Here is a 22972-nt window from a genome sequence, read left to right on the forward strand (position 1 = left end):
GATGACTCAGCTGGCGAATTCCGCTGGCCTCTGCGGGAGTTTGGTCGGAGCACAGCCGACATAGCCGCGTAGTGCGGCCATCGCCGCTCAGCTCCGACCTCAGTCCTGCTCAACCACGAGCCCAATCAGCCACGAGCCCAAGCAGAGCGCCTCAGGCGGAGCGGGCCGCGCGGCGGGCGGCGAGTTCATCCAGGGGGTCTGCGACGTCGGTGCCGAGTTCGACGAGGCTCGTCTCGACCTCGCGCAGCACCTTGCCCACGGCGATGCCGAACACGCCCTGGCCACGGCTGACGAGGTCGATGACCTCGTCGTTCGAGGTGCAGAGGTAGACGCTCGCACCGTCGCTCATCAGGGTGGTCTGAGCCAGATCGGTGACGCCCGATTCACGCAGCTGATCGATGGCCGTGCGAATCTGCTGCAGCGAGATTCCGGTGTCGAGCAGGCGCTTGACGAGCTTCAGAACGAGAATGTCACGAAAGCCGTAGAGACGTTGTGAACCAGAGCCGGCGGCACCTCGAACGGTGGGTTCGACGAGCCCGGTGCGAGCCCAGTAGTCGAGCTGGCGGTAAGTGATTCCAGCGGCACGAGCGGCAACAGCGCCGCGGTACCCGGCAGCGACATCGAGTTCGGGTAGCCCGTCGGTGAAGAGCAAGCCCTGGTCGAAACGAGCTTGCTCGTCGTGGACATGCTCATTCATACGTTTTGCCCTTCTGGTTCGGCACACGGCCGAAATTTCACTTCTCTGCCCACGCTAGCGAGGTGCGTTGCCGCGATCAATGACATTCGCCTAACTGCCCCCGGCGTGTCGCGAATACCTCACCAGCCGCCGATGTTTTGCTCTCGACGCGCCTGTCTACTTTACGGTGCGAGCTTGCCGAGCGCCGACCGAATGAGGCTCGTGCGCACAACTTCGAGCTGCGCCGCGATCTCGCCGGCCCGCTCAGCGGTCTGCGCTCGGCTCGACACGCTGTTGCGCCGGGCCACCGGCACGAGCGCGCTCTCGATGAGCCCCACCTCGCGGTCTGCCGCGGCCCGAAAGCCCCGCAGATGCCGCGGCTCGATTCCCACCTTCTGCAGCTCGACGAGCGACTTCAGCACGGCGACGGCGTCTTCGCCATAGGTCTCGGCGGCGGCCACGAGCGACGCACTCACGGCGTCGTTCAGCAGCGCCGCGTTCGCTCGGGTCTCGCGCAGCAGATCGCCGCGCGAATAGCGTCTGGCACCGTTCAGCATCGACGGCGCGCCAGCGATGCTGCCGCCGGGCATCGCGGGGTTCAGACCCGCGTCGACATCGAAGAGATACTGCTTGATGACGTTCAACGGCAGGTAGCAGTCGCGCTGCATGGCGAGTACGAGGCGCAGCCGCTCGACGTCACCCTGCGAGAACTTTCGGTAACCCGACTGCGTGCGGGCGGGGGTGATGAGCCCGCGCTCCTCGAGAAACCGCAGTTTCGACGGGCTGACGTCGGCGAACTCGGGCTGCAACAGTGAGAGAACCTGGCCGATGCTCAGCAGGGGTGCGTTCTGGTGCGCTGACGACAGTGCGGCATCTACCCGCCCTGCAGACGAGCCGCGCCCGTGAGCAACGTTGCTGACCGGGGCAGACTGGGAGTTCGAGGCGCGGGCTGACGAAGCCGCCACTAGATCTCCGCGTTCGCCGCCACGTCGCGACGTGAGGGGTAGAAGGTGAGCCGAAACTTGCCGACCTGAATTTCTGAACCGTCGCTGAGCAGGGCGTCGTCGACCCGCACACCGTCGAAGTAGGTGCCGTTCAGCGAGCGCAGGTCACGCACGATGAAGGTCTTGCCGGCGCGAGACGGTGACGTCGTCGAGAAAGATGTCTGCGTCGGGGTGCCGCCCGATGCTGGTGGTGATGGTGTCGAGCAGAAAACGCGCGCCGGCGTTGGGGCCGCGCCGCACGATCAGCAGCGCCGAGCCAGACGGCAACGCGGCGATGGCATCGAGTTCTTCGTTCGACACGCCGCCTTCGAGCGCGGCGAGCTGGGCGGCGAATTCGCCGGTGAGGTTGAGGGTGGTGTCGTCTGAGGGCTGGCTGTCGAACGGGCGAGCGTGCAGCCCGCTTTCGGTCAAACCACCGGTCTCATCTGACATAACGACCTCCTCACTGCCTCCAGCGTAGCCGATGCGGTGTGCTCGCAAACCAGCCTTATGGGTAACTCTCACGATACGATTTTTCTATGAACCCTCTGGGCTGGTGTTTGATTGTTTTCGGCGTCAGTTGCCTCATCGTTTGGGTGACATCGCTCATCACCAACGAGCATTCGTGGGTCGACCGCATCTGGTCGGTGATTCCGTTGGTGTACGCGTGGATCTTCGCGGGCAGCGCGGGCCTAGCCGATGCACGCCTCGACGTTGTCGCCGCGCTCATCACGCTGTGGGGTATTCGCTTGACCTTCAATTTCGCACGCAAGGGCGGCTACAAGCGCGGCGGCGAAGACTATCGCTGGCAGATTCTGCGGTCACGGATGCCCGGCTGGCAGTTTCAGGTCTTCAACTTCTTCTTCATCACCGTCTACCAGAACATCATTCTGCTGCTGATCACGCTGCCGATGCTGACGATGTACAACAATCAGCAGCGCGGCTTCGGTCTGCTCGACGTCATTGCGACGCTGGTGTTTCTGGCCTTCTTGGTGGGCGAGACCACGGCCGACCAGCAGCAGTGGAACTTTCACGCCTGGAAGAATGCCGAGGTTGCCGCCGGCCGCGAACCGAACCCGAGGTTCTTGCAGACCGGGCTCTTCTCGGTGTCTCGGCACCCGAACTTCTTCTTCGAGCAGGCCCAGTGGTGGGTGGTGTTCTTCTTCGGCGCGATCGCCGCAGGCTCGGTGTTGCAGTGGACTGTTCTCGGTGCTGTGCTGCTCAGCGTGCTCTTCATCGGCTCGACGGTGTTCACCGAGAGCATCACGAAATCGAAGTACCCGGAGTACGAGCTGTACCAGGCGCGAACCTCGGCGCTCATCCCCTGGTTTCCGAGGCGGGGCGCGGCGGCTCGCACGGCCTGACGCGTCTGCCGGTAACGTCGGAGGGGTGACTTTCGATCGCTACGGTTCTGACGTGCTCGCCGACTTCAATCGCCGACCGGTTCGCACCCCGCCCGCGAAGCTCGAGGCTACGCTCGACCTGGTGGTCGAAGACGTGGGAACCGACTTCTGCGGGTCGGTGACGTTCGTCGACGGCAAGACCGTTCAGCTCGAAGACCGGCACGGCAAACGGCGCACTTTTCCGCTCGGCGGCGGGTTCTTGCACGAAGGCAAGCCCGTGATTCTGGTGGTGCCGAGCGGGCGGGCATCGGGCGCGAGCGGGGCGGCCGGCGCGGGTCGCCCGCCCGTGAAACGCACCGCGTCGGGCTCGGTGAAGGCTCCGGATGCCCGTGCCCGGGTAGCCCTGCCGAGCAGAATCTTCGTCGAGGGCCGCCACGATGCCGAACTCGTCGAGAAGGTGTGGGGCGACGATCTGCGGGCCGAAGGCGTCGTGGTGGAGTACCTCGAGGGCGTCGACCACCTCGACGAAGTACTGCGCGAGTTCGCTCCCACCTCGAAACGGCGCGTCGGCGTGCTCGTCGACCACTTGGTGTCAGGCTCGAAAGAGAGCCGCATCGCTGAGCAGGTGATGAAGGGAAAGTACTCGGGCGCGGTGCTCATTGTCGGGCATCCGTATATCGACGTGTGGCAGGCCGTGAAACCCGAACGGCTCGGAATCGCAGCGTGGCCCGTCGTGCCGCGTTCGGTGGAGTGGAAACACGGCATCTGCGAAGCCTTCGGCTGGCCGCACGCCGAGCAGGCCGACATCGCGGCGGCCTGGCGCCGCATTCTGGGCCGCGTGCGTAGCTACACCGACCTCGAGCCCGAGTTGCTCGGGCGAGTGGAGCAACTCATCGATTTCGTGACCATCGAGTAGGCGCCCGCGCGTCGATAATGGTCAGCATGGCCACACCTGTTCTGCTCCTTCTGCACGACCCTTCACGCTCGACCGGTTTCACAGCGGCCGACCCCGCGCTGCCCGTCGCCTCGGCCTTAGACCTCGGCATCACCCGCGGCGACGGCATCTTCGAGACCATCACGGTGATCGACGGCATTCCGCAGGCACTGGATGCCCATCTCACCCGTCTCGAACGTTCGGCCGCGCTGCTCGAGTTGCCTGCGCCTCACCTCGCCGCGTGGCGCGAGGCGGTATTCGCGGCCATCGATGCTCACGACGACGCACCCGAATCGTTCATCAAGCTGCTCTACTCTCGCGGAATCGAAGGCACCGATGAACCGACGGGCTGGGTCTACATGCAGCCGAGCGGTGACTTCAGCGCCGAGCGCACCGAGGGCATCGCCGTGGTGCTGCTCGACCGCGGCTATCACAGCACCATCGCCGAGACCTCGCCCTGGCTGCTGCAGGGCGCGAAGACGCTCTCGTACGCCATCAATCGCGCTGCCGCTCGCGAGGCCCACCGGCGCGGCGCCGATGACGTGATCTTCGTCAGCACCGACGGGTATCTGCTCGAGGGGCCGACAGCCACCGTGGTGCTGAAGCTCGACGACCGGTTCGTGACCCCCGACACGCACCTCGGCATTCTCCCCGGCACCACCCAAGAGAGCATTTTCGAGATCGCGGTGGTCAATGGCTACCGCACGGCGTACGAGAAGCTGACGCCGGCCGATCTTCTGCGAGCGGATGCCGCGTGGCTGGTCTCGAGCGTGCGAAACGCCGCCCCGATTCGGTCTGTCGACGGTGTGCCACGCTCGATCGACGCCGAGCTCACCGAGTCGATCAACTCGGGTCTCGCGTCGCGCACGAGCTGATGGGTGACGGGGGCGCCGGCGTGGGTAGGGGCGCCGCGGGCAGCACGGGCGGGCGCGGCGACGCCAGTACGGGCGGGGCCGGCTCCGGCGTGGGCGAATCGGCGAGCGAGATCAGCGCGAAGAACTCGAGCCGGGCATCCACTGCCGCACGGCGCCTGTATTCGGTAGCCGATCATGCCGCGACCGCGCTCTTCGCTATCGAGGGTGCGACCGCCGGAGTGCTCGCCGGGCTCGATGTGCTCGGGGTGCTGGTGGTGGGGTTCTGCACGGCGCTGGCCGGCGGAATTCTGCGTGACGTGCTGCTCGGCGATGTTCCACCGGCGGCGTTTCGCTCACCCTCGCGCATTGTCGTGGCGCTGGCCGGGGCCGCGGTGACGTGCCTGCTCGCGGGCCAGCTCAGCGAGATTCCGGTGGCACTGTTGTCGGTTTTCGACGCCGCCGGGTTGGGGCTCTTCGCGGTGACCGGGGCGCAGAAGGCGCTCGAACACCGATCGAACGGGCTGGTCGTGGTGATTCTCGGCACGATGACCGCGGTGGGCGGCGGGGTCGTGCGCGACGTTCTGCTGAATCGGGTTCCGCTGGTGCTGAGCGGGGATTTTTATGCGACGGCTGCGGCGGCGGGAGCACTGGTGGTCTACCTGGCGACTCGCCTGCGAATCGCGCCGGTGTGGGCCATGACGCTCGGCTTTGCCGTCTGTTTCGTGCTTCGGTTGTTCGCCATTACCGACGGATGGCAGCTACCGTCGTTTCGGTAGCTGCCATCTGGGTAGAGCGAGGTGTTGCGTTGGTTACGCCGCGGGGCCCTGAACCAGCGTGACCTTGGCCGTCTGGGCTGCGCCCGAAGCATCGGTGTAGCCGATGGTGACCGAGTCGCCGGGCTTGAACGACCGCAGCGTGCTCGTCAGGTCGGTGCCCGAAGCCACTGCCTTGCCGTTCACCGAGGTGATGGTGTCGCCGGCGACGATGCCCGCCGAAGCGGCCGGGGTGCCGTCGATGACGCCGGCAACGGGAGCGCCCGCCGTGCTGCCACTGGTGGCGCCACCCTGCGCGCCGAGACCTGAGTCAGCGCTGCCGACCTCGATGCCCAAGAAGGCGGGGTAGCCGAGAATGATCGAGCTGCTCGACGTTCCGCTCAGAATCTGCTTGGCGATGCCAAGCGCGGTGTTGATGGGAATAGCGAACCCGGTCACGTCTGAGCTTCCGCTCGAGGCGGCCGTGTCGATACCGACCACTTCGCCGTCGGAGTCGAGCAGCGGGCCGCCCGAGTCGCCGGCTTCGATGTCGGCCGAGACCTGAATCATTCCGCTGAGGGTTTCGCTTGCGGCACTGCCCTCGGCCTCGGTGGTGACCGATTGGTTCAGAGCATCCACTGTGCCGACAGCAGCCGAGAGCGCACCGGTGCCGCCCGCGTTGCCGACGCCGGTGACGGCGTCGTTCGCGGCAAGTGCGCCTGAGGTGTCGACCTTGGCGGTGGTGAGACCGGATGCCCCGTCGAGCTTCAAGACGGCCACATCGTCAGTGGCGTCGGTGCCCACGACGGTTGCCGTGTACGTCTTGCCCGTTGAAGCGACGGTGACGCTGATGCTCGTGGAGCCTTCGACGACGTGGTTGTTGGTGAGAATCTCGCCGTCTGAGGTCAGAATGATGCCGGTGCCTGCGGCTGCTGCGTTCTCGTACTGCAGCTGGGTGTTGATGAGAACGACGCCGACGGCCTGAGCATCCGTAGCCGCTGTAGCAGCAGACGTGCTCGAGCCTGAGCCGCCACCGGTGCTGCCCGACTGGCCAGAACCGTCGGAGCCGTTGCCGAAGCCCAATCCGTTGCTGCCGGAGGAGCCGCTGCCGCTCTGGCCGCTGCCCGAGCCGAAGCCGTGACCGTGCGTGGTGCCGCCGTTGGAGCTACCTGAAGTGCCGGAGGTGCCGCTGTCGACGACGGAGCTCTTCGATGAGAGTGCGTTGAGCGCGAAGGGGATGCCCGTTGCCAGGGTGGCGCCGACACTGGCGCCTCCCACCAGAAGGGCGGCCGCAGCAGCGCCGAGAATCACGAAGTTGCGGGGGCGCCAGGTGCGGTTGGCGTGAGTGTGCTGGGGGGCTGCCTGGGGCTGAGGCGCGGCCTGAGCTTGGGGTGCTGCCTGCGGAGCCTCGGTCTGGGGTGCTGCCTGGGGCGCCTCGGCTTGGCTGGCGTAGGCGGCGACGGGCTGTACCGGTGCTGCTTCTGCGGGGGTCGATGAGACCTGAACGGCCTCAGGCTGCTGCGGTGCGACGGGCTGAACCGGCGACGGCTGGTCAGCTGCGGGCTGTGGGGTTTCCATTTCTTCCTCTCGGTGCCCGTGGTGGGCTGAAACCAGATAACGCCCAGAAGTTATGAACAGGCTATGTAGGGGTCTCGGTTTATCTGGGAGTCGCCTTCACGCGGGCTGAGCATTATTCGCCGCTGGATGCTCGGCAGTGCTCCCCTCCTCCACAGGGCGGTTCAGACGTCAAGTTCGCACCCTCCATTTGATCGATTCGCTCAGGCAGTTAGTCTGGTTAGTGGGCAGACGACAACTCGCACCCGCAGAATTATCGAAGCCACGAGGAGCATTATGACTGACGACTCCACACCAGAACATGTGCATACCGGCGATGCCGTAGCCAACATCGAAGATGCACTGAGCATCGAAACTGCTGGGGCTGTGCCGGTGTCGGCTGCGCCCGCGGCCGCGTCGGGGTACGTTCTGACTCGGCGTGACCGCACCGCCGTCAAACTCATCGACTGGGCCGTGAACTTCGGCACGCCTGAGTTTCGCGCCATCTACCGCCCGGTGAGCGATGAGCTCTTCACCCATCACTTCATCGATTCCACCGCGAAGCCGGCTTTCGTTCCGCCCGCCATTGTGAGTGTCGAGCAGCTCGATGCGGCCAGTGACCCGCTCGAGGTCATCCGCTCGCACCTCGGTCTGGTGATCGACGATCGGCAGGCCCGCGACAAGGCACGTCTCGACGCGCAGACCCACTACGAAGAGGCGTCGCAGACCCTCGCCGAGTTGCAGGTGCGCGCTTCGGGGCTCGAAACCGACCTCGCCGACACGACCGAACGGCTGCGAGTCGCCGACGCCGAGATTGCAACCCTCACGGAGCGGCTCGCCGCAGAGGTGTCGGGGTTGCACACCACCTACACAACTCAGATCGACGAATTGCAGTCGAAACTCGCCACCGACACCGAGGCGCAACGAGCAGCCCACGAAGCGGAGATCGAACGACTCAGCACCGAACACGCTGACGCCGTCGCCCTGCTGACGAGTGAGCGCGAGGCTGAGACGGCTCGGTTGACCGGCGAACACCAGGCCGAGACGGCCCGCCTGGCAGCTGAGCGTGATGACTCCGTCGGAGGCCTGACAACGGGGCACGCGGCGGCCATCGCCGAGCTCGAATCGCAGCACGAAGCAGAACGGGCTGCCGCCGAATCGCGGCACACCGAATCGGTCGATGCACTGCGCACGCAGCACGACGAACATGCCGCGGCTGCCGCTCTCGAGCTCGCTGCAGCGGTCGCCGCCACGGGGGCCATCACGGGGCAACTGAAAGACGCGCGTCTCGAAGCCGCCGCGCTCACTGCGCAGCGCGATCGGGCCATCGCCGAGGGTTCGGAGTGGCGAAGCCGCCTGCAGCAAGTCGTTGCGGGGCTCGCGAGCACGGCCGATGTGGGCGAGTGGAGCGAAACGAACGCTCCGGATGCCCGGCTCGTCGATTTCATCGAAGAGACCCAACTCGAGCTCACCACCCGACTCGAATTGGCGCAGGCCACCCTCGACGAAATCGAAGACGTGGCGACCGCCCAACTCGTCGACGAGACAGAGACGAGCGACTATGCCATCGGGGCGAACGATGCCGCGGTACTCATTCTCAATTCGCTCTGGGGTACAGACGACGAGGAGGCGGCTGACGCCGCTGCCGAGGCCGATCTAGCTGCCGAACTCGGCTCCGATGCCGAAACCGCGCCCCGAGCGTCAGCAGACGAGCCGACGCTTGGTGCCTCGTCTGCTACCAACGACGACGAGAGCGCCGCGAACGGCGTCGCTGTCGGCGACAGCGCGGCCGCAGACGAGGAATTCGCCGAAGCGCTGAGCGACGACGTCGATGTCGAGATCGATTTCGACGAGTTCGCTGCCGACTCCAAGGCTCCGCGGGCCTCGTGATGCCACGACGCGGGCTGGTCGCGTGACCGAGCTGACCAGCGCCCGCGTCGACAGCTGGGCCTGGGCGGTTCGCCTGTTCAAGACGCGCTCGGCTGCCACGACCGCATGCCGCGCCGGGCATGTTCGGGTGAACGGCGAGCGCGTGAAGGCTGCGGCCACGCTTCACCTGGGCGATGAGGTACGCATTCGCAGTGCCGGGTTCGATCGCATCGTGACCGTTCAGCGACTGGTCGTCAAGCGGGTCGGTGCCACGGTGGCGGCCGAGTGCTTCATCGACCTCACTCCCCCGCCACCACCCCGCGAGACCGTCGCGCTGGTGGCGACTCGAGATCGTGGCGCGGGGCGCCCGACGAAACGCGAACGCCGCGAAGTCGACAAGCTCCGCGGTCGTTGAGTGTATCGATCTCTAGCCCCGCGCCATCGCTGACGCTCAGCGGGGGTCGCTGAGCGTTTGCGTTCGCGTTCGCGTTTGCGTTCGCTTCAGGTCGCCAGTGCGGTCGCTCGGGGGCTCATCGCCTGTTGCCCCGCCGCGGCATCCCGAGCGAGCCGGATCGCGTCGAGCACTCGGCTGCGCAAGGCATTCGAACGCTCGGCGAAGGCGCGCTGGCGGGTAGCGTACTCCGACTTTCCTTCGCGGGTTTCGATGCGAACGGGCGCGAGCCCGTACGACGAGACATCGTAGGGTGACGCTTGCATGTCGAGCTGCCTGATGTCGCGTGCGAGTTCGAAAGAGTCGAGCAGAACCTCGCCCGGCACCAGCGGGCCGAGCTTGATGGCCCATTTGTAGACATCCATACCCGCGTGCAGGCAGCCCGCCTGCTCGGTGAACTCTTGCGTGTCACGGGTTGGCGACAGGGTATTGAGCGGCCGGGCATCCGGAGTGAAGAATCGAAACGCGTCGAAGTGCGTGCAGGCGATGTGGTTCGTTTCGACCACACGATCGGTCTCGTCGGCACTCAGCCGCAGGGGAAGCGCCTCGTGCCGCACTGCGCCGGCCGCCACCTTGTAGACCATCGCCCATTCGTGCAGCCCGAAGCAGCCGAACTGCGCCGGCTGAGCGCTCGTTCTCGACAACAGTCGTTCGACGAATCCGAGCATCGAGGCGCGGGCATCGATCAGGGCTGCGGCATCGACAATGCTGTCGACGTCAGAAACCGTTCGATACCAGCGATACTGCCCGCGTTCGTGGGTCGCTGCGCCTTCGAGTACGACCGCGGCTCCGGGATGCCACCGGCGAAGCATCGAGGGTTTGTAGGGGTAGTAGGTGAACAGAAAATCGTCGACCGCGTGGGTTTCACCGGTTTGACGGCGTGATCGCCAGCCGGCGGTCAGGGCATCCGCTCGCTCATGGTGGGCAGCTTCGGCACCAGACCACTCGGGGGCGGTCAGGCGAGTGTCGTTCACGTTTCGAGCCTAGGTCAACCCGGCTGCGAACGCGCAGAGTGCTGCTTTCGGCCGGAATGCAGGTCGACTTGCAGGCGATAGTGGCTCGCGGGCGCGGGTGCGCGCTCAGGCATCCGCGAGCCGGCGCGATTACGGGTGCAAAGTGGTGCCACCGCGCGGGGGTGGTCAGGCGACACGCAACTCGCGCAGCGGGTCACGCGTCGAGGCGACGACGGCTGGCGCGATGGATGCCGCGACGGCCGTGAGCACCGCCAGAACAGCGGCGGCGGCCACAAACGAGACGGTCGGCAACGGGTCGCCCGTGAGTATGAGGGCGATGGTTGCGGCGAAGCAGCCTGCGAGTGAGCCAACGGTAGCGAGGGCGGCGACCTGGCAGACGAGCAGCATCACGATCAGCGAGCGCGAGGCGCCGAGCGCACGGCGGCGCCCGAAGTCTGTGCGACGCAGAACGACGAGGCCGGAGAGAATGGCGGCAACCATGAGCGCTCCGACGCCGAAGACGAGTGCGGTGAGCGAGTGACCGAAGGCCCCGAGCTGCGCCTGCACCGAATCGCGGAGGGCGGTGAGCTGGGCGCTGGTCGTGACGGTGACCTTCGCAGGGTCGGTGAGGCCGAGAACCGACGTGACGAGGGCCGCCACTGCCTGAACCTGCTCGCTCGACGACGCGACAACGACGAGCACGGTGACGGGTTGCGGTGCCGCCAGATCGAGCGCGGTCGGCGCGACAACCACGGGGTCGAGAAACTGCAGGTCGTCGGGCAGGGCTATTCGCCCCTCGACACCCTCGCTCACTCCCGATGCCACTGACGACACCGCTCCGACCCCGTCGGCGAGCCCGAGCGCACGGGCTGCGGCGGCAGACGCCTCCACAAACGAATGCTCCGTCGGGATGGCACGGTCTCCCGTCGCGGCCGCAGGGGGCACAGACGCGGTCGGCGAGGGCGCAGCCGCCGCGGCCGCCGCACCCGCCGCCGCCGTCTCAGTCTCAGTCGCAGCCGCCGCTCCCGTCGGGCGATCGAGGGTGTATTCGGGGCGCAGCGAGACGCGTGTGCCGCCCGCGAAAGCGGCGTTCGTCACGTCGTCAGCTGCGCCGAAGGCCACCGCTGATGAGATTTCCGACGCGTTCGCCAGTCGCGCCAGAACTCCGGTGTCGAGCCCCGCCGACACGGGTGCACGCACCACGATCGACCGCGTCGCCGTGTTGCTGATGCTCGACACGATGGCGTTCTGCGCCCCGACAGAGCGCCCGGTGGTGAGCACGACCACGGCGCAGAGCACCGCCACCACCGTCATGGTCAAGATCGAGGCGACGCGTGCGCCGCACGCCGACGCCACGGCTTCGCGCACCACCGCTTTCACCACCTCAAACGAGGCCACCGCCGCGCGCGCATCCGCCCTCGCCACCTCAGAGCTCGATTCTGCGATCGCACTGCGCCATCAACGCGCCATCGTGAGTGGCGATGACCACCGCCGCGCCCTGCTCGGCCCGTTCGCGAAATGCCCCGAGCACGACGGCAGCAGATGCCTGGTCGAGGTTGCCTGTCGGCTCGTCTGCGAGCAATACCTGCGGATCGTTCATCAGCGCACGGCAGAGCGCAATGCGCTGCGCCTGCCCGCCAGAAATCTGCCCGGGCCGCGACTGAACCCGGTGCTCCACGCCGAAACGCTCGAGCAGCCCCCGAGCGCGAAGCACCGACCCCCGGCGGTCTGCCCGGCGATACAGGCTCGTCTCCACCACGTTGTCGAGAATGGTGCGCGCCGGGTCGAGTGCGGCATCCTGAAACACGAACCCTAGCCTCGTTGCGCGCAGCCACGCCCGCTCGCGGTCAGACAATGAGCCAACAGGATGCCCGCCGAGAAGCACCTCACCGGCCGTCGGCCGGGTCATCAGGCCGAGCACGTAGAGCAGCGTCGACTTTCCGCGCCCCGATGCTCCGGTGAGAGCGACGATCTCGCCGGGCACAAACCGCTCGCTCCACTCGGAGAAAACGAACGCATCACGCGCATAGCCGAACGCGAGCCCCACACCCTCGAGCACCGCCTCAGCGTGGCGGCTCACGGCGCACTCGCCGGCGCCGTGGCCGAATCGGCGGGCACGCGCACCGCCAGCCCAGCATCGATGCCCGTCACCACCGAGAGCCCTTGCGACTCAGCCGTCACCCGCACCGGATGCTCGGTGCCGGCCCCATCGACAACGACCACCCGTTGCGTGGCATCGGTCTGCAGTGCGGCGGTCGGCACCACCACTCCGCGAACGGTCTCGACGGTCACCACCCGCGCCGAAAACAGTGTCTGCCCGTCAACAGGCACCACCTCGCATTGCGCACCACAAATGCCCCCATCAGCATTAGCAGCGCCATCGGCCGGCGCCAGCGCGATGACCACCGTGCCCGTCTGCGCCTCGCTGCGGCCCGCCGCCACCGCCTGCCAGGTGTCACCGTGCCCGTCGTCGATCAGCACCCGAGTATCGGTGCCGACCATCGCAGACTGAGTATCGCTGACCGGCAGCGTGAAGACGGGCGACTGGCCCAGCCACTGCACCACGGCCTCGCCGCCCGCGAGCGTCGCCCCGCGATGAACCACGCTCGCATCGAGCACCAGCCGAGCCGGCAGCGTCGGCACGAAGATCACCGCGCCGAGGGTAAGCTCACCCGTTGCATCCACCCCCACTGACTGCTGCCACTGGCGCACCGCGACAACAGTCGACGCCCCGGCCGTACCGTCGGCAGGCCCCGCGTAGAACCCGAGCTGCGTAAGCATCGCCTGCAGCTGAGCCACATCGGCACCCGAGTCGCCGCCCGAGATGCTGCGATACGCCGGCACAGCGCCTTGAGCCGCGACGACCGGCTGCTGGTTCACCGAATACAGCCGCGCGCCCGCATCGACCAGCTGCCCGCTCTGCGCGTCGACTGTGGTCACCACTCCCGCGGCCTCGTTCGTGCCCACGGGCGAGAGACTCCACGTCGCCGCCACGTTCAGGGTGAGATGCGCCCCCACATCGCCCTCGACCGAAGTGGCGAGCGTATAACCGTCGGGCGTAGGCACACCAGGTGCCGGCGACAGGATGACCGTGAAGGCCCACCCCGCCACGGCCGCCACCACGACCAGCGCCAGCGCGGCGGTCGTGGTGGCGGCTTTCGTGGGCCCGTGAGCGCTGCCGGGCATCCACCATCGTCGTTTCGTCACGACCCGACGGCTCCCGCCCGCCGAATGATCGAAGCGAGAACCCACACGGTTTCGCTCTCGAGCTGGCCCAGTTCTTCGACTACTCGCTTGTCGAACCGCCCGAGGCGCACGCCCGCTTCGGCGCACGCCAAGACGAGCGCGTCAGAGCCGCGCAGCCGTTCGTAGAGCGCTGCGGCGCGGGTTTCGGCGAGAGTCTCGAACGGACCGTACGGCATCAGCTAGAACGATCCGTTTGCGCACGAGAACGCGTGGCCGGTCTCGGTTCCGTCGGGGTAACTGATCTGCATGGTGACGACGCCGTTGCCGTAGGAGAAGCGGTGAAAACCTGACCCGAAGGTCTGGCTGGCCCACGCGACGCCGTTCGCCTGGTGGTAGTGCACGCTGGTCGCGTTCACGTATGCGGTCGAGGCGGCAGCTGGGCCGCCGAACCCGCAGATCTGCGAGCCGATGTTGGCGGAGTTCGCCGATGCTCCCATGGCGCTGGCCAGAACCAGCCCTCCTGCCACGACTGCGGCCGCGATCGATGAGGTTATGACCTTCATTGTTGATCCTTTCGACACCCCAGAATCACGTTGACCTGAAGCCATTTCAGTGCGATTCTGTTGGTGATGAATCCTCACTATATGCCTCAAGCTTTTAGACCACAACTCAGCGCCGGCAGGGCTTCATCTCACACCGAAAGGATTCTTGTGCGCTTACCTCGCGGCACCTCGACCCGCCCATTTTCACTCCGGGCACTGACACTCCGAGCGGCGGCGCTGGCCGCCTGCGGCCTGCTGGCGGGGTGCGCCGGTACCACCGTTTCGCCCGGTTCGGCCGCCGAATCTGGGGCAGCGGATGCTCTGCAGACGCCAGCCGTAGCGGGCGAGTCACCCGTGGTCGACGCCCTCTACCGCTGCATCACGGCACGCGGCTGGCAGGTGACGCTCACCGACGACGGAGCCATTCAGGCCTCGAGCGACACCATTCCGAAGGAGCAGTATCAGCTTTACCTCTCTGACACGTGGGCGTGCAATGCCCAGGTCGCGAAACAGTTTCCGGTCGACGACAATCAGAAGCATCTGCTCTACGCAGCAGAGCTTGCTGAGCGTGCCTGCCTGCAGCAGCACGGTTACTCGGTCGACGAGCCCCCGAGTCTGCAACAGTTTCTCGACACCTACGACAGCGCACCCTGGTCGGCGATGGCGTCGTCAGAGCTGGCCACGCTCAGTCAGACCATGTCTGACGCCGACTGGCGATCGATCAACCTCGCCTGCCCTCAACCGGTTCCGGGCACCCTGCACTGAGCACCTTCGCCTGAGCCACCGCCTACACCTGCGCCTGCGCCGTTAGCAGATTTCCCGCGTACTGCGTCATTTGATCAGGTCTACCTTCGCGACAGCGATCGGCGGAGCGCTCGGCCGCGGAAGTCTCGGCGTAGCGAGAGCTCGCTCCGCAAGACCCGCGGTTAAGTGGCGCCGTCTCAGTATGAGCCAGACTGCGGTCACGACAACCCAGAGCAGCCCTAAGTGATTGCAGAGGAAGACCGCGAACATCGTCGAGAACAACGCTTGTGGAATCACGGCGACGGCGCCCAAGACTCCGAGAATCAGCACCACGATTGCAACCTTGGCTCCCTGACGCCGTGCGGCCCAACCGGCGATCGTCGTGACGGCGGCCGGCGAAGACAGGGCGACGTGAACCTCGACGAGCGAGATGGCCACCGTCGGGGTCGTCCGCCCTTAGACCGTTGTGAGGTCATGAGCCGAGCGCGGGGTTATCTCGGGGCTATCGTCATTTTGTTGCCACGTTTCGTTGGCATCGATCAGCGGCGAAATGTGGGGTTTTGTGAGGTCGGCGATTTCAAAGTACCTGGCTAAATGGCAATGAAGCGCGGCTACGATCGGCTCGTCAATCGCAGCGATGCCGTCATCGCGAGAGCGGTGAGCACACTGATTCGGCCCTTTCGCAATCGAAACTTGCTTGTTCTTGACCCGCGATCGTTTTCGTGTCGATCGGCGGCCGCGTCGTTTTCGAAGAATTCGAGTCCTACGAGAGAGTCTGTGTCGTCGTGTGCGAGGCAGATGAGCCAACTTTGTACGTCAGCCGATTCGGCGTTTGCTCGAGCTAGGGTCGCGCGCAATTCGTCTCCTTTGCCGGGCTTCGAGCGCATTGTGGCCGCTTTCGTTTGGTGGCGTGTCGGCGTAGCGTCGACACGCCACTCCACCCGTCGAACCGCTCACTGAACAAGGAAGGACTGACTTGTGCGTCTGCCGATCATCCGAAGCAGAATCGCTCGGATTCGCCGAATATCAGCCGAGGGCGATGCGGCCGTTCGTTTCCGTACCGAGCCGCGTTCGCATCGCGTCCATCGATGACGTGACAGAAATTGTTCGGGTTCAGGCGGAGGCAGCGCGACCAGCAGCCACGATATCGTCGCTGCAACGGGCGATTTTCGACCCGAAGCGGGAGGTGGTGGTGGCCACTATGAATGGAACAATCATCGGTTGGGCTAAAACGCATTACTGGAATTACAGCGATGGTGCGGCCTCCGCGGGTCACTACTTGGGCGGCGTGACTGTCGCGCGGCATTTTCGGAGGATTGGGGTCGCTGACAAACTGACCGCCGTGCGTCTCGAGTGGATCTGGCAGCGCGCAGCCGAAGCGTGGTGCGTTATCAGCCCGAAGAACTTGGCATCCATTGCCCTTCATCAGAGGTTCGGGTTTCGGGAGATGGCTCGAAGCGACCGCTTTCATACCACTACGTTCAACGGCGCAGAAGGCATTCTCTACAAACTGTCAAACCCGCACTCGATCGCCGACGAATAACTGCTTGCCTCGTCATCGCCTGCGCAGCAGTTGCCCGAGGATCACAGGCAGCTCGAGCGCGACAGCCGGATGATCCCCAATACTTCGTCATACTGATACCGACGATCGTGATCATCGCGGTCGTATTGTGGCTGCGATTTCATTAGCGGTGTTGTCATCAGCCGGCGGCGATCCCGAGCATCGACAAAAGTGACGACGTCGTCCGTCTCAGAACCGGGTGAACGAAGAACCGGCCGAACTTCCTTCGCCATATTCCTGGCTCTGCAGCTCAGGCCGAACACCCTAGCCGACCCCTAGATTGGTCACACCGTTGACTTCCTGCCCATGGAGCGGAGCTGGCCTCAGCGGCCTGGCTGCCGGGCCCGCCGAACTCGGAGGTCGCGGCGTAGGGTCGGAAGATGCGTTTCGGAATTTTTGTGCCTCAGGGTTGGCGTCTTGACTTGTTGAATGTCGAGCCGACTGCGCAGTGGCCAAGCATTCGCGATTTTGCGCGCACGGTCGATGCCGGCAGCTGGGAATCGCTGTGGGTGTTTGACCATTTTCACACCGTGCCAGTGCCAACAACCGAGGCGACTCACGAAGCGTGGAGCCTGATGGCGGGTCTTGCGGCGTCGACGTCACGGGTACGCCTGGGGCAGATGTGTACGAATATCAGTTTTCGAAATCCCGTTCATTTGGCGAAGATTGCAGCGACAGTCGACCACATCTCGGGCGGCCGACTGGAGGTCGGAGTTGGCGGCGGCTGGTACGAAACCGAGTGGCGCGCGTACGGTTATGGATTTCCGCCGATCGGCGAACGCCTCGAGCGCCTTCGCGAGGGAGTCGAAATACTTCGCCGAGCATGGACAACCGGCGCAGTCACACTCGAGGGCAAACATTTCCAGGCAACCGATGCAATCGTGCAACCACGACCCCTCCAGCCCGGCGGACCATCGTTGTGGGTTGCCGGCGCCGGCCCCAGAGTGACCTTGCGTATCGCGGCAGAGTTCGCGGACTTCACAAACTTCGGGGCCGAGGATCTCGACGAGTTCCTCGTGTCGAGCGCAATACTGAGATCACACTGCGACGCCATCGGAAGAGACTATGAAACCATCACTCGTTCCGCGGAGTTCAGCACAATCATTGGAATCAGTCGTGCAGACGTCGATGCGCGAATCGCTCGCCTCCAGCAACGCTTCGAGCAGGTTCTTGACCCCGGCACGGCCGCCCGCTTCATACGACGCTATCTAAACTCGGTGGCAGTCGGAACACCAGACGAAGTTGTTGAGCGACTCAAATCGCGCGAAGCAGCCGGTCTTGGATACGCGATCCACTACTTCCCCGAAGCCGCGTTCGACCGTTCGGGCATCGACCTCTTCGAGCAAGAGGTCATGCCCGCCCTCGAAAAGAACAGGTAGCCCAAAAGCTCCGCAACATCAGATCGGTGAAGCGAAATGCAGGCCGCAGAGTGAGCACCAGGATGAACGCACTCCTCCCGCTGGCGGTCGCCTGAACACCGTGGTTGGGGATTAGTTCTGCACGGTCGGTCGGATGGTGATGTCGCCGAACTTTACGTCGCGCGGCTGGTCTATGACGAACGCGATCGCGCGGGCAACAAACTGCGTGCTTTCTGGGCAAGTATTCGAAACCTGGTTGTCGGGTGCAAGAATGTAAACACTGTCCACAACGGTTCATGTGATGCCTCACCGGCACATCGAAGCGACGACGGCAATAGAAGGTACCGAACAAATGGCCACGAACTCCCCCATCACCGGCGTACGCACGGTGAGCATCCCTGTCGAGAATCAGGATGCCGCACTCCACTTCTACGTCGATATTCTCGGCTTCACCAAATTGAACGAGAAACCTACCCCGAACGGCGGCCGGTGGATCGAATTGCAACCCGGCGAAAAAGGCGTGATCGTTACACTCGAGCCAGCACTAACCGGTGTCGTTCGCGGCGCCATCGGCATCCGTTTCACGACCGACGACATCGACAGTGCGCACACCACGCTGCAGCAACAAGGCGCGGCAGTGGACGAGATTCTTCGGTGGCCCTGGGTGCCTCCAATGTTTGCGTTCTCCGACCCCGACGGAAACGCGTTCTCCATCACCGCGGCGGCAGAATTTTGAACCGCCAGGGGCTCAAGGCCGACCGCATGAAATGAACCTTTATGGGCCATCCACGATTGTCAGCTCGACTTCCGGTTGGCGAATTGCCTAACCCACTGAAGGCAGCACCGGCCCTCGCTCAGCTAGCCAAATCGAGAATTCCAGGAGGCGCAAACCATTCGAGTTGTGCTGACGTAAGGTCCGTTATCAGCGAATTTTACGCCGTGCGTCTTTGGACCTTCTCTTTATCTCGAATTCAGCAACGAGCCTACCGGTTCGTGCATCTGGCGACGATTTGTGCCTTGCTGATTGTTCGAACCTCGGCCAGCGCCTTGACGGCACTTAGGGCGTGTCTGACAATTCGCGAGTTCAGGTGATGACGGCGTTGAGGCTGCTAGCGGCGCGGTAGGTTATTGCGTGTTTGTCTTAGTGGGTCGCGAGTCCTCTCCATTGCTTCGATCGCAGAAGCGGCGCTCGATGACATTGCCGCGGTAGCTTTCTTTGTCTAACCCGACGGGTCTCCGCCTTATGATCCTCGCTGTTTAAGGTGGCCTTTATGGTCATCGGGTTCAGGGATCACCGCGGTAATGCCGCGGCCCCGCAAATGCGCGCGGATCGCTCTGGATGAGTACGCCTTGTCAGCACGAACAGCGTCCGGCCTCATCCGTGGCCGTCCGGATGTCCTGCCGACCCGGAGCTGCCGCATCGAGGGCACAAACATCGGCGAATCGCCAGCCTGGCCAGGACTGAGCAGACGCACCAATGCTCGCCCGTTACCATCGACGAGTTGGAGAATCTTCGTAGATAACCCGCCCCGTGAGCGGTCGACGGCGTGATCAGGCGGCTCGAGACCCAGATTCGTGTAATTCGATGAATCCCCCTGTGAGCCTGGCGACGTTCGTTGCGTGCTGGTGCGCACGGGCGATCGTGGAATCCACCGACAACGACCAATCGATCAACCTAACCGCCTCCGCGACAGCGGTCGGCTTCGCAAGAACCAGGTCCCATGTGCCCTCAGACGCCATCCGGGAATGCCACGTCCACACCGTCTGCCACGGCCCGAACATGAGAGGCAAATCACGCCAGGCGATCCCACACCGATACCGGTACACGATCACTTCGACCATCAGTCTGGCATCCGCGAACGGCCGTCGCTTACGCCCGTGGGACGAGGCAACATCTCCTCGATCAACGACCACTGAACATCCGAGAGCACCTCAAACGCGACATCCCAACAGCACCCCAGCCCAACCGTCAATCATTTGTCAGACACGCTCTAGCCGTCATTACGGACAGCGTCATTCCTCTGAAGTCACCCTCTCGCTGGTGCCGCCTCTCCCAGGTAGTCAGCCGAGGCGAATAGCTCGAAGAGTTCTGAACAATCGTCTCGCAGCCACAAATCTGCGACGAGTGTCTCGATGCGCTCAACAGCGTCGGCTTGCAGCACCCGAGAAGCGACGCCACGGAAACGCGCGCGAACGCCGTCATCGTCGAGCCACGGAACGTCGGGCAATGATGACGACAATTCTTCTCCGCCCAACAGACGAACCGTCACTGTTGCCGGCTGCTGGCCGAGGCGCAGGGCCTTGCCGTACTCCTCGTTGATTTCGATGCGGGTGCGGCTAATCACTCGAGCAAGCCTCGGATCGGCCATGTTCCGGTAGGTCTCTTCGTCGACTCGGCCGAAGACCAGCGCAGACGCAACCCCGTATTGCAGGCTCATCTTCGAGGTCTGAACGCGTTCGAAGGGGCCGAGGTTGTCGCACCCTGGGTAGGCCTTCGCCTCAGCGAACGTCGTGATGACGACTTCTTCGATGTCGTCGGCTCGGTCTACAAGGTCGCTCGCGACGACGAGAGCTGCAGCGATCGGAGTCTGGGTGAGGTTACAACCAGGGTTCGGCTTGAATCGCACCTCGCCGATACCGAACGGCCGATCGATCAGCTGACGATATAACACTTCACCGCGAACCGCGCCGTAGGCGGCGAACATGCCGTCTCGTCCCTCCAGAATCGACTCGGAGGCGGTGAGTCCGGCGCGCGCGAGATCGAACGCCGCGATGCCGCCGCGCGCCGCGTTGCCTGCGTGCGTGTTGATTTCTCCGCCGCCGGCCCACGGCCATTCGTTGAAGCCCGCCGCGGCATTCGCGGCGAATGACAGGGCGCTGACCGCCTGATCTTCGTCAAGATCGACAGCCGTGATGGCGGCGGCAGCGGCACCGAATGCGCCATTGACGCCCGACGGGCGAAAGTGCGAACTGCCTCCGCCGAGAACTACCGACGTGCCGAGTGTCGTGGCTGCGTCGTAGCCGCCGACGATCGCCCGAACCACCGCGTCGCCCGAGTAACCGTCTCGCTGGGCGAGGGCGAGAACGGCGGGCAACACGAGCACACCGATGTGGCTTGCGCTCATCAGGTGCATATCGTCACGAATGAGGCTGTGGGCGAGCGCTCCGTTGCCGAATGCCGCATCTTCGACTGCAACCGGGCGGGTCAGGCCCCATTGATGGGCCACGCCGCCGCTGCCGCGGCTGCCGACGTATGACACGATCGAGGGGGCCCACGGAGCTTCGAGACCACCGATGACGGCCGAAAGGTAGTCGAGCAGGCACATGGATGCCTTGTGCCTGACATCATCGGGCAGGTCATCATTGGCGATCCGGTGCAGGCGCTGCGCCATCTGCCGCGTCAACGAGGGTGGGGATGCAGTGGGGTCGAGGTGTGCAGTAGCGGAGCCGGTCGTCGACGGTGACGTCATGGCAACCTTCCTTTTTCGGCTGAACATCAGCTCTGGCTGAACATCAGCTCTGGCTGAACATCGAGCGGGCGCGCTCGCGTGTTGACAAGTATAAGCACGCTGATCTATCGTAAGCATGCTTATATCAAACTAACCGAGGAGACATCGTGGTTCAGATCTTCACCCTCACCCTTCCGATGGCACCGAACGAAACGACCGCCGACCCACTGAACGAACGAACCCGTGAGCTCGAGTCGTCGGCGGCGATCGATCGCGTGCTGCTCGGGTACTCGGCCATTTGGCCGCACAACCACGCCTACGCTCCGCACATGCTCGCCATGACCAAGCGGCTCGGCGTCATACTGGCACACCGGCCGGGGGTCATGGACCCTGCCGCAGCGGCCCGTTATTTCTCCACACTCGACGTGGTTTCGGGCGGTCGTTTGGCCATCAATCTCGTCATCGGGGGGTCAGAGACCGATATTCATCGAGAGGGCGATTACACCGAGAAGGCCGACCGATACGAGCGAGCAATCGAGTATCTCGACGTCGTGCGCGAGACCTGGTCGAACCCCGAATCCTTCGATCACCACGGCCGGTTCTACACCGAAGACCGGGTTAAGCAGCTCATTCGGCCAGTGAATTCGCAGATACCTATCTACATGGGCGGCGACAGTGATGCGGCTATCGACTTCGGTGCCCGGCACGCCGACCTGTACATGCTCTGGGGCGAACCGCTGGCCGGTACCCGCGAACGCATCGAACGCGTTAAAGCGGCCGCCGCTGGTTACGGTCGGTCGCCGCAGTTCTCGCTCAGCCTGAGGCTCTTTCTGGGCGAGACCGACGAGGCTGCGTGGGAGGCGGCGCACAAGGCGGAGCGTGCCATCCTCGATGCTCAGGGCAGCAATACGTTCATGCGATCATCGAAAACAGACGCGTCAGTGGGCCGCGAACGCCAGCTGGCCTTCGCTCAAGAGGAAGTGCACGACGACATCTTCTGGACCAGGCTCGTCACCCTGCTGGGCGGCTTCGCCAACTCTGCGGCCCTCGTCGGCACGCCCGATCGTGTCATCGAGGCCCTCAAGAAGTACCGCGCACTCGGCGTCGACGCGTTTCTCTTCACCACGGGGGCGCACGGCGCATGGGATGCCCGGCTCGAGGGTTTCGTCACTGAGGTGAAACGCGCTCTCGCCCGACAATCGCCTACTGTAAGGGTGTGAGTACAGCAACATCCCCGACCGGCGACGCGTCGCCGGCCCCCGCAGACTCCGACATGGAGCCCGCCACCTATGTGGTCGACGCCGTAGCGCGCCTGCAGCGCGCCGTGTTCGCCATCGGCAGCCAGCGCCTGCAGCCCTGGAACATGACGCTCTCGAGTTATACCGCGCTTCGCGTGATGGCGAATCGCCCAGAACTCACCCTCGCGCAGCTCGCCCGCCGCTGCTTCGTGAAGCCGCAGACCATGACACGAATCGTCAGCGAACTCGAACGCCGCGGGCTGGTTCAGCGGCTCCCCCGGCCAGAAAGCGAGCGCGCACTCTCGCTGAGTCTCACCGACCGTGGGCACACATCGCTCGCCGCGATGAACACTGAGGTGAACAAGATCAATCAGACGATAACCGGAGTGCTGAGCCCCGAACAGGTCGATCAGCTCGACTCGCTGCTGCGGTTGTGCGCCCTGACGGTAGAGACCGAACTGAAAGAACGCTGACGAGCTTCCAACGTTTCGCAGTTACGCACTGAATGCCGGGCCCTCGGGTACC

Annotated in this window: 23 protein-coding genes and 2 pseudogenes; 12 read left to right on the forward strand and 13 right to left on the reverse strand. The window is 64.6% G+C overall.

What is annotated here, in order from left to right:
- Positions 1 to 151: 151 nt before the first annotated feature.
- The 3 genes and pseudogenes from IEX24_RS14220 to IEX24_RS14230 form a co-directional block, all read right to left on the reverse strand.
- Entirely contained in the window at positions 152 to 697 is a 546-nt protein-coding gene (locus IEX24_RS14220; protein ID WP_188679295.1) for a MerR family transcriptional regulator, read from the reverse strand.
- Between the two features lie 161 nt (positions 698 to 858).
- Positions 859 to 1542 carry a transcriptional regulator FtsR gene (ftsR, locus tag IEX24_RS14225; RefSeq protein ID WP_188679680.1) on the reverse strand — a complete coding sequence of 228 codons (684 nt, stop codon included), beginning with the start codon at positions 1540 to 1542 and terminating at the stop codon, positions 859 to 861.
- Between the two features lie 98 nt (positions 1543 to 1640).
- A pseudogene (locus IEX24_RS14230) lies at positions 1641 to 2112 on the reverse strand (FHA domain-containing protein).
- An 86-nt stretch (positions 2113 to 2198) separates the two neighbouring features.
- Here IEX24_RS14230 and IEX24_RS14235 point away from each other — a divergent pair.
- Genes IEX24_RS14235 through IEX24_RS14250 form a run of 4 tightly spaced genes read left to right on the forward strand, consistent with a single transcriptional unit; the run spans position 2199 to position 5566 of the window.
- Positions 2199 to 3023, forward strand: coding sequence for a DUF1295 domain-containing protein (locus tag IEX24_RS14235; RefSeq protein ID WP_188679297.1), 825 nt, complete (start codon positions 2199 to 2201; stop codon positions 3021 to 3023).
- Between the two features lie 25 nt (positions 3024 to 3048).
- Positions 3049 to 3918 (forward strand): DUF3097 domain-containing protein, encoded by an 870-nt coding sequence (locus tag IEX24_RS14240; RefSeq protein ID WP_188679299.1) that lies wholly within the window; start codon positions 3049 to 3051, stop codon positions 3916 to 3918.
- A 26-nt stretch (positions 3919 to 3944) separates the two neighbouring features.
- Positions 3945 to 4811: an aminodeoxychorismate lyase gene (locus IEX24_RS14245; protein WP_188679301.1), complete on the forward strand. Its 867-nt coding sequence runs from the start codon at positions 3945 to 3947 to the stop codon at positions 4809 to 4811.
- 20 nt (positions 4812 to 4831) lie between these two features.
- Positions 4832 to 5566 (forward strand): trimeric intracellular cation channel family protein, encoded by a 735-nt coding sequence (locus tag IEX24_RS14250; protein WP_229715345.1) that lies wholly within the window; start codon positions 4832 to 4834, stop codon positions 5564 to 5566.
- Positions 5567 to 5599: 33 nt separating this feature from the next.
- On the opposite strand, the gene IEX24_RS14255 is transcribed toward IEX24_RS14250, so the two are convergent.
- Complete coding sequence (locus tag IEX24_RS14255; RefSeq protein WP_203586018.1) at positions 5600 to 7120, reverse strand: S1C family serine protease; 1521 nt, start codon at positions 7118 to 7120, stop codon at positions 5600 to 5602.
- Positions 7121 to 7393: 273 nt separating this feature from the next.
- Between IEX24_RS14255 and IEX24_RS14260 the strand changes: the two genes are divergently transcribed.
- Positions 7394 to 8986, forward strand: coding sequence for a coiled-coil domain-containing protein (locus IEX24_RS14260; protein WP_188679305.1), 1593 nt, complete (start codon positions 7394 to 7396; stop codon positions 8984 to 8986).
- A 22-nt stretch (positions 8987 to 9008) separates the two neighbouring features.
- Positions 9009 to 9380 carry an RNA-binding S4 domain-containing protein gene (locus IEX24_RS14265; RefSeq protein ID WP_229715347.1) on the forward strand — a complete coding sequence of 124 codons (372 nt, stop codon included), beginning with the start codon at positions 9009 to 9011 and terminating at the stop codon, positions 9378 to 9380.
- Between the two features lie 86 nt (positions 9381 to 9466).
- Here the strand turns inward: IEX24_RS14265 and IEX24_RS14270 are convergent, their stop codons facing one another.
- The 6 genes from IEX24_RS14270 to IEX24_RS14295 all read right to left on the reverse strand — a co-directional run bounded on the left by IEX24_RS14270 (position 9467) and on the right by IEX24_RS14295 (position 14118).
- On the reverse strand, positions 9467 to 10390 hold the full coding sequence (locus tag IEX24_RS14270; protein WP_188679309.1) for a 3-methyladenine DNA glycosylase: 924 nt from the start codon (positions 10388 to 10390) through the stop codon (positions 9467 to 9469).
- A gap of 165 nt (positions 10391 to 10555) precedes the next feature.
- Positions 10556 to 11794 (reverse strand): FtsX-like permease family protein, encoded by a 1239-nt coding sequence (locus IEX24_RS14275; protein ID WP_188679310.1) that lies wholly within the window; start codon positions 11792 to 11794, stop codon positions 10556 to 10558.
- A gap of 1 nt (position 11795) precedes the next feature.
- Entirely contained in the window at positions 11796 to 12449 is a 654-nt protein-coding gene (locus IEX24_RS14280; protein WP_229715351.1) for an ABC transporter ATP-binding protein, read from the reverse strand.
- Positions 12446 to 13576: a peptidoglycan-binding domain-containing protein gene (locus IEX24_RS14285; protein WP_188679312.1), complete on the reverse strand. Its 1131-nt coding sequence runs from the start codon at positions 13574 to 13576 to the stop codon at positions 12446 to 12448. Before IEX24_RS14285 ends, IEX24_RS14280 begins: the two co-directional genes overlap by 4 nt.
- Positions 13573 to 13791: a hypothetical protein gene (locus IEX24_RS14290; RefSeq protein WP_188679314.1), complete on the reverse strand. Its 219-nt coding sequence runs from the start codon at positions 13789 to 13791 to the stop codon at positions 13573 to 13575. Before IEX24_RS14290 ends, IEX24_RS14285 begins: the two co-directional genes overlap by 4 nt.
- Before the next feature lie 3 nt (positions 13792 to 13794).
- Entirely contained in the window at positions 13795 to 14118 is a 324-nt protein-coding gene (locus IEX24_RS14295; RefSeq protein ID WP_188679316.1) for a hypothetical protein, read from the reverse strand.
- Between the two features lie 147 nt (positions 14119 to 14265).
- On the opposite strand from IEX24_RS14295, the gene IEX24_RS14300 reads away from it, so the two are divergent.
- On the forward strand, positions 14266 to 14862 hold the full coding sequence (locus IEX24_RS14300) for a hypothetical protein (RefSeq protein ID WP_188679318.1): 597 nt from the start codon (positions 14266 to 14268) through the stop codon (positions 14860 to 14862).
- Positions 14863 to 14928: 66 nt separating this feature from the next.
- On the opposite strand, the gene IEX24_RS14305 is transcribed toward IEX24_RS14300, so the two are convergent.
- Positions 14929 to 15279, reverse strand: a complete 351-nt coding sequence (locus IEX24_RS14305) for a hypothetical protein (protein WP_188679320.1) — start codon at positions 15277 to 15279, stop codon at positions 14929 to 14931.
- A 601-nt stretch (positions 15280 to 15880) separates the two neighbouring features.
- On the opposite strand from IEX24_RS14305, the gene IEX24_RS14310 reads away from it, so the two are divergent.
- The 3 genes from IEX24_RS14310 (at position 15881) to IEX24_RS14320 (ending at position 18496) form a co-directional block, all read left to right on the forward strand.
- Complete coding sequence (locus IEX24_RS14310) at positions 15881 to 16384, forward strand: GNAT family N-acetyltransferase (protein ID WP_188679321.1); 504 nt, start codon at positions 15881 to 15883, stop codon at positions 16382 to 16384.
- Positions 16385 to 16782: 398 nt separating this feature from the next.
- The gene (locus tag IEX24_RS14315; RefSeq protein WP_188679324.1) at positions 16783 to 17781 is read left to right on the forward strand and encodes an LLM class F420-dependent oxidoreductase; all 999 of its coding nucleotides are present in this window, start codon (positions 16783 to 16785) and stop codon (positions 17779 to 17781) included.
- A gap of 331 nt (positions 17782 to 18112) precedes the next feature.
- Complete coding sequence (locus IEX24_RS14320; protein WP_188679326.1) at positions 18113 to 18496, forward strand: VOC family protein; 384 nt, start codon at positions 18113 to 18115, stop codon at positions 18494 to 18496.
- 348 nt (positions 18497 to 18844) lie between these two features.
- On the opposite strand, the pseudogene IEX24_RS14325 reads toward IEX24_RS14320, so the two are convergent.
- Positions 18845 to 19655, reverse strand: a pseudogene (locus tag IEX24_RS14325) (IS5 family transposase).
- A gap of 132 nt (positions 19656 to 19787) precedes the next feature.
- Positions 19788 to 21230 carry an MmgE/PrpD family protein gene (locus tag IEX24_RS14330; protein ID WP_188679328.1) on the reverse strand — a complete coding sequence of 481 codons (1443 nt, stop codon included), beginning with the start codon at positions 21228 to 21230 and terminating at the stop codon, positions 19788 to 19790.
- Between the two features lie 146 nt (positions 21231 to 21376).
- On the opposite strand from IEX24_RS14330, the gene IEX24_RS14335 reads away from it, so the two are divergent.
- A complete protein-coding gene (locus IEX24_RS14335) occupies positions 21377 to 22429 on the forward strand; it encodes an LLM class flavin-dependent oxidoreductase (protein WP_203586020.1) in 1053 nt (350 codons plus the stop codon).
- Entirely contained in the window at positions 22426 to 22920 is a 495-nt protein-coding gene (locus IEX24_RS14340; protein WP_203586021.1) for a MarR family winged helix-turn-helix transcriptional regulator, read from the forward strand. The genes IEX24_RS14335 and IEX24_RS14340 overlap by 4 nt, the downstream gene beginning before the upstream one ends.
- Positions 22921 to 22972 lie beyond the last annotated feature (52 nt).

It is taken from the genome of Subtercola lobariae (genome assembly GCF_014640255.1).
GTDB classification, from domain to species: domain Bacteria; phylum Actinomycetota; class Actinomycetes; order Actinomycetales; family Microbacteriaceae; genus Subtercola; species Subtercola lobariae.

Coding starts and splice junctions, on each gene's coding strand:
- IEX24_RS14220 (WP_188679295.1), bottom strand. CDS start 697: ATGAATGAGCATGTCCACGACGAGCAAGCTCGTTTCGACCAGGGCTTG.
- IEX24_RS14235 (WP_188679297.1), top strand. CDS start 2,199: ATGAACCCTCTGGGCTGGTGTTTGATTGTTTTCGGCGTCAGTTGCCTC.
- IEX24_RS14245 (WP_188679301.1), top strand. CDS start 3,945: ATGGCCACACCTGTTCTGCTCCTTCTGCACGACCCTTCACGCTCGACC.
- IEX24_RS14255 (WP_203586018.1), bottom strand. CDS start 7,120: ATGGAAACCCCACAGCCCGCAGCTGACCAGCCGTCGCCGGTTCAGCCC.
- IEX24_RS14260 (WP_188679305.1), top strand. CDS start 7,394: ATGACTGACGACTCCACACCAGAACATGTGCATACCGGCGATGCCGTA.
- IEX24_RS14290 (WP_188679314.1), bottom strand. CDS start 13,791: ATGCCGTACGGTCCGTTCGAGACTCTCGCCGAAACCCGCGCCGCAGCG.
- IEX24_RS14295 (WP_188679316.1), bottom strand. CDS start 14,118: ATGAAGGTCATAACCTCATCGATCGCGGCCGCAGTCGTGGCAGGAGGG.
- IEX24_RS14310 (WP_188679321.1), top strand. CDS start 15,881: ATGCGGCCGTTCGTTTCCGTACCGAGCCGCGTTCGCATCGCGTCCATC.
- IEX24_RS14315 (WP_188679324.1), top strand. CDS start 16,783: ATGCGTTTCGGAATTTTTGTGCCTCAGGGTTGGCGTCTTGACTTGTTG.
- IEX24_RS14320 (WP_188679326.1), top strand. CDS start 18,113: ATGGCCACGAACTCCCCCATCACCGGCGTACGCACGGTGAGCATCCCT.
- IEX24_RS14330 (WP_188679328.1), bottom strand. CDS start 21,230: ATGACGTCACCGTCGACGACCGGCTCCGCTACTGCACACCTCGACCCC.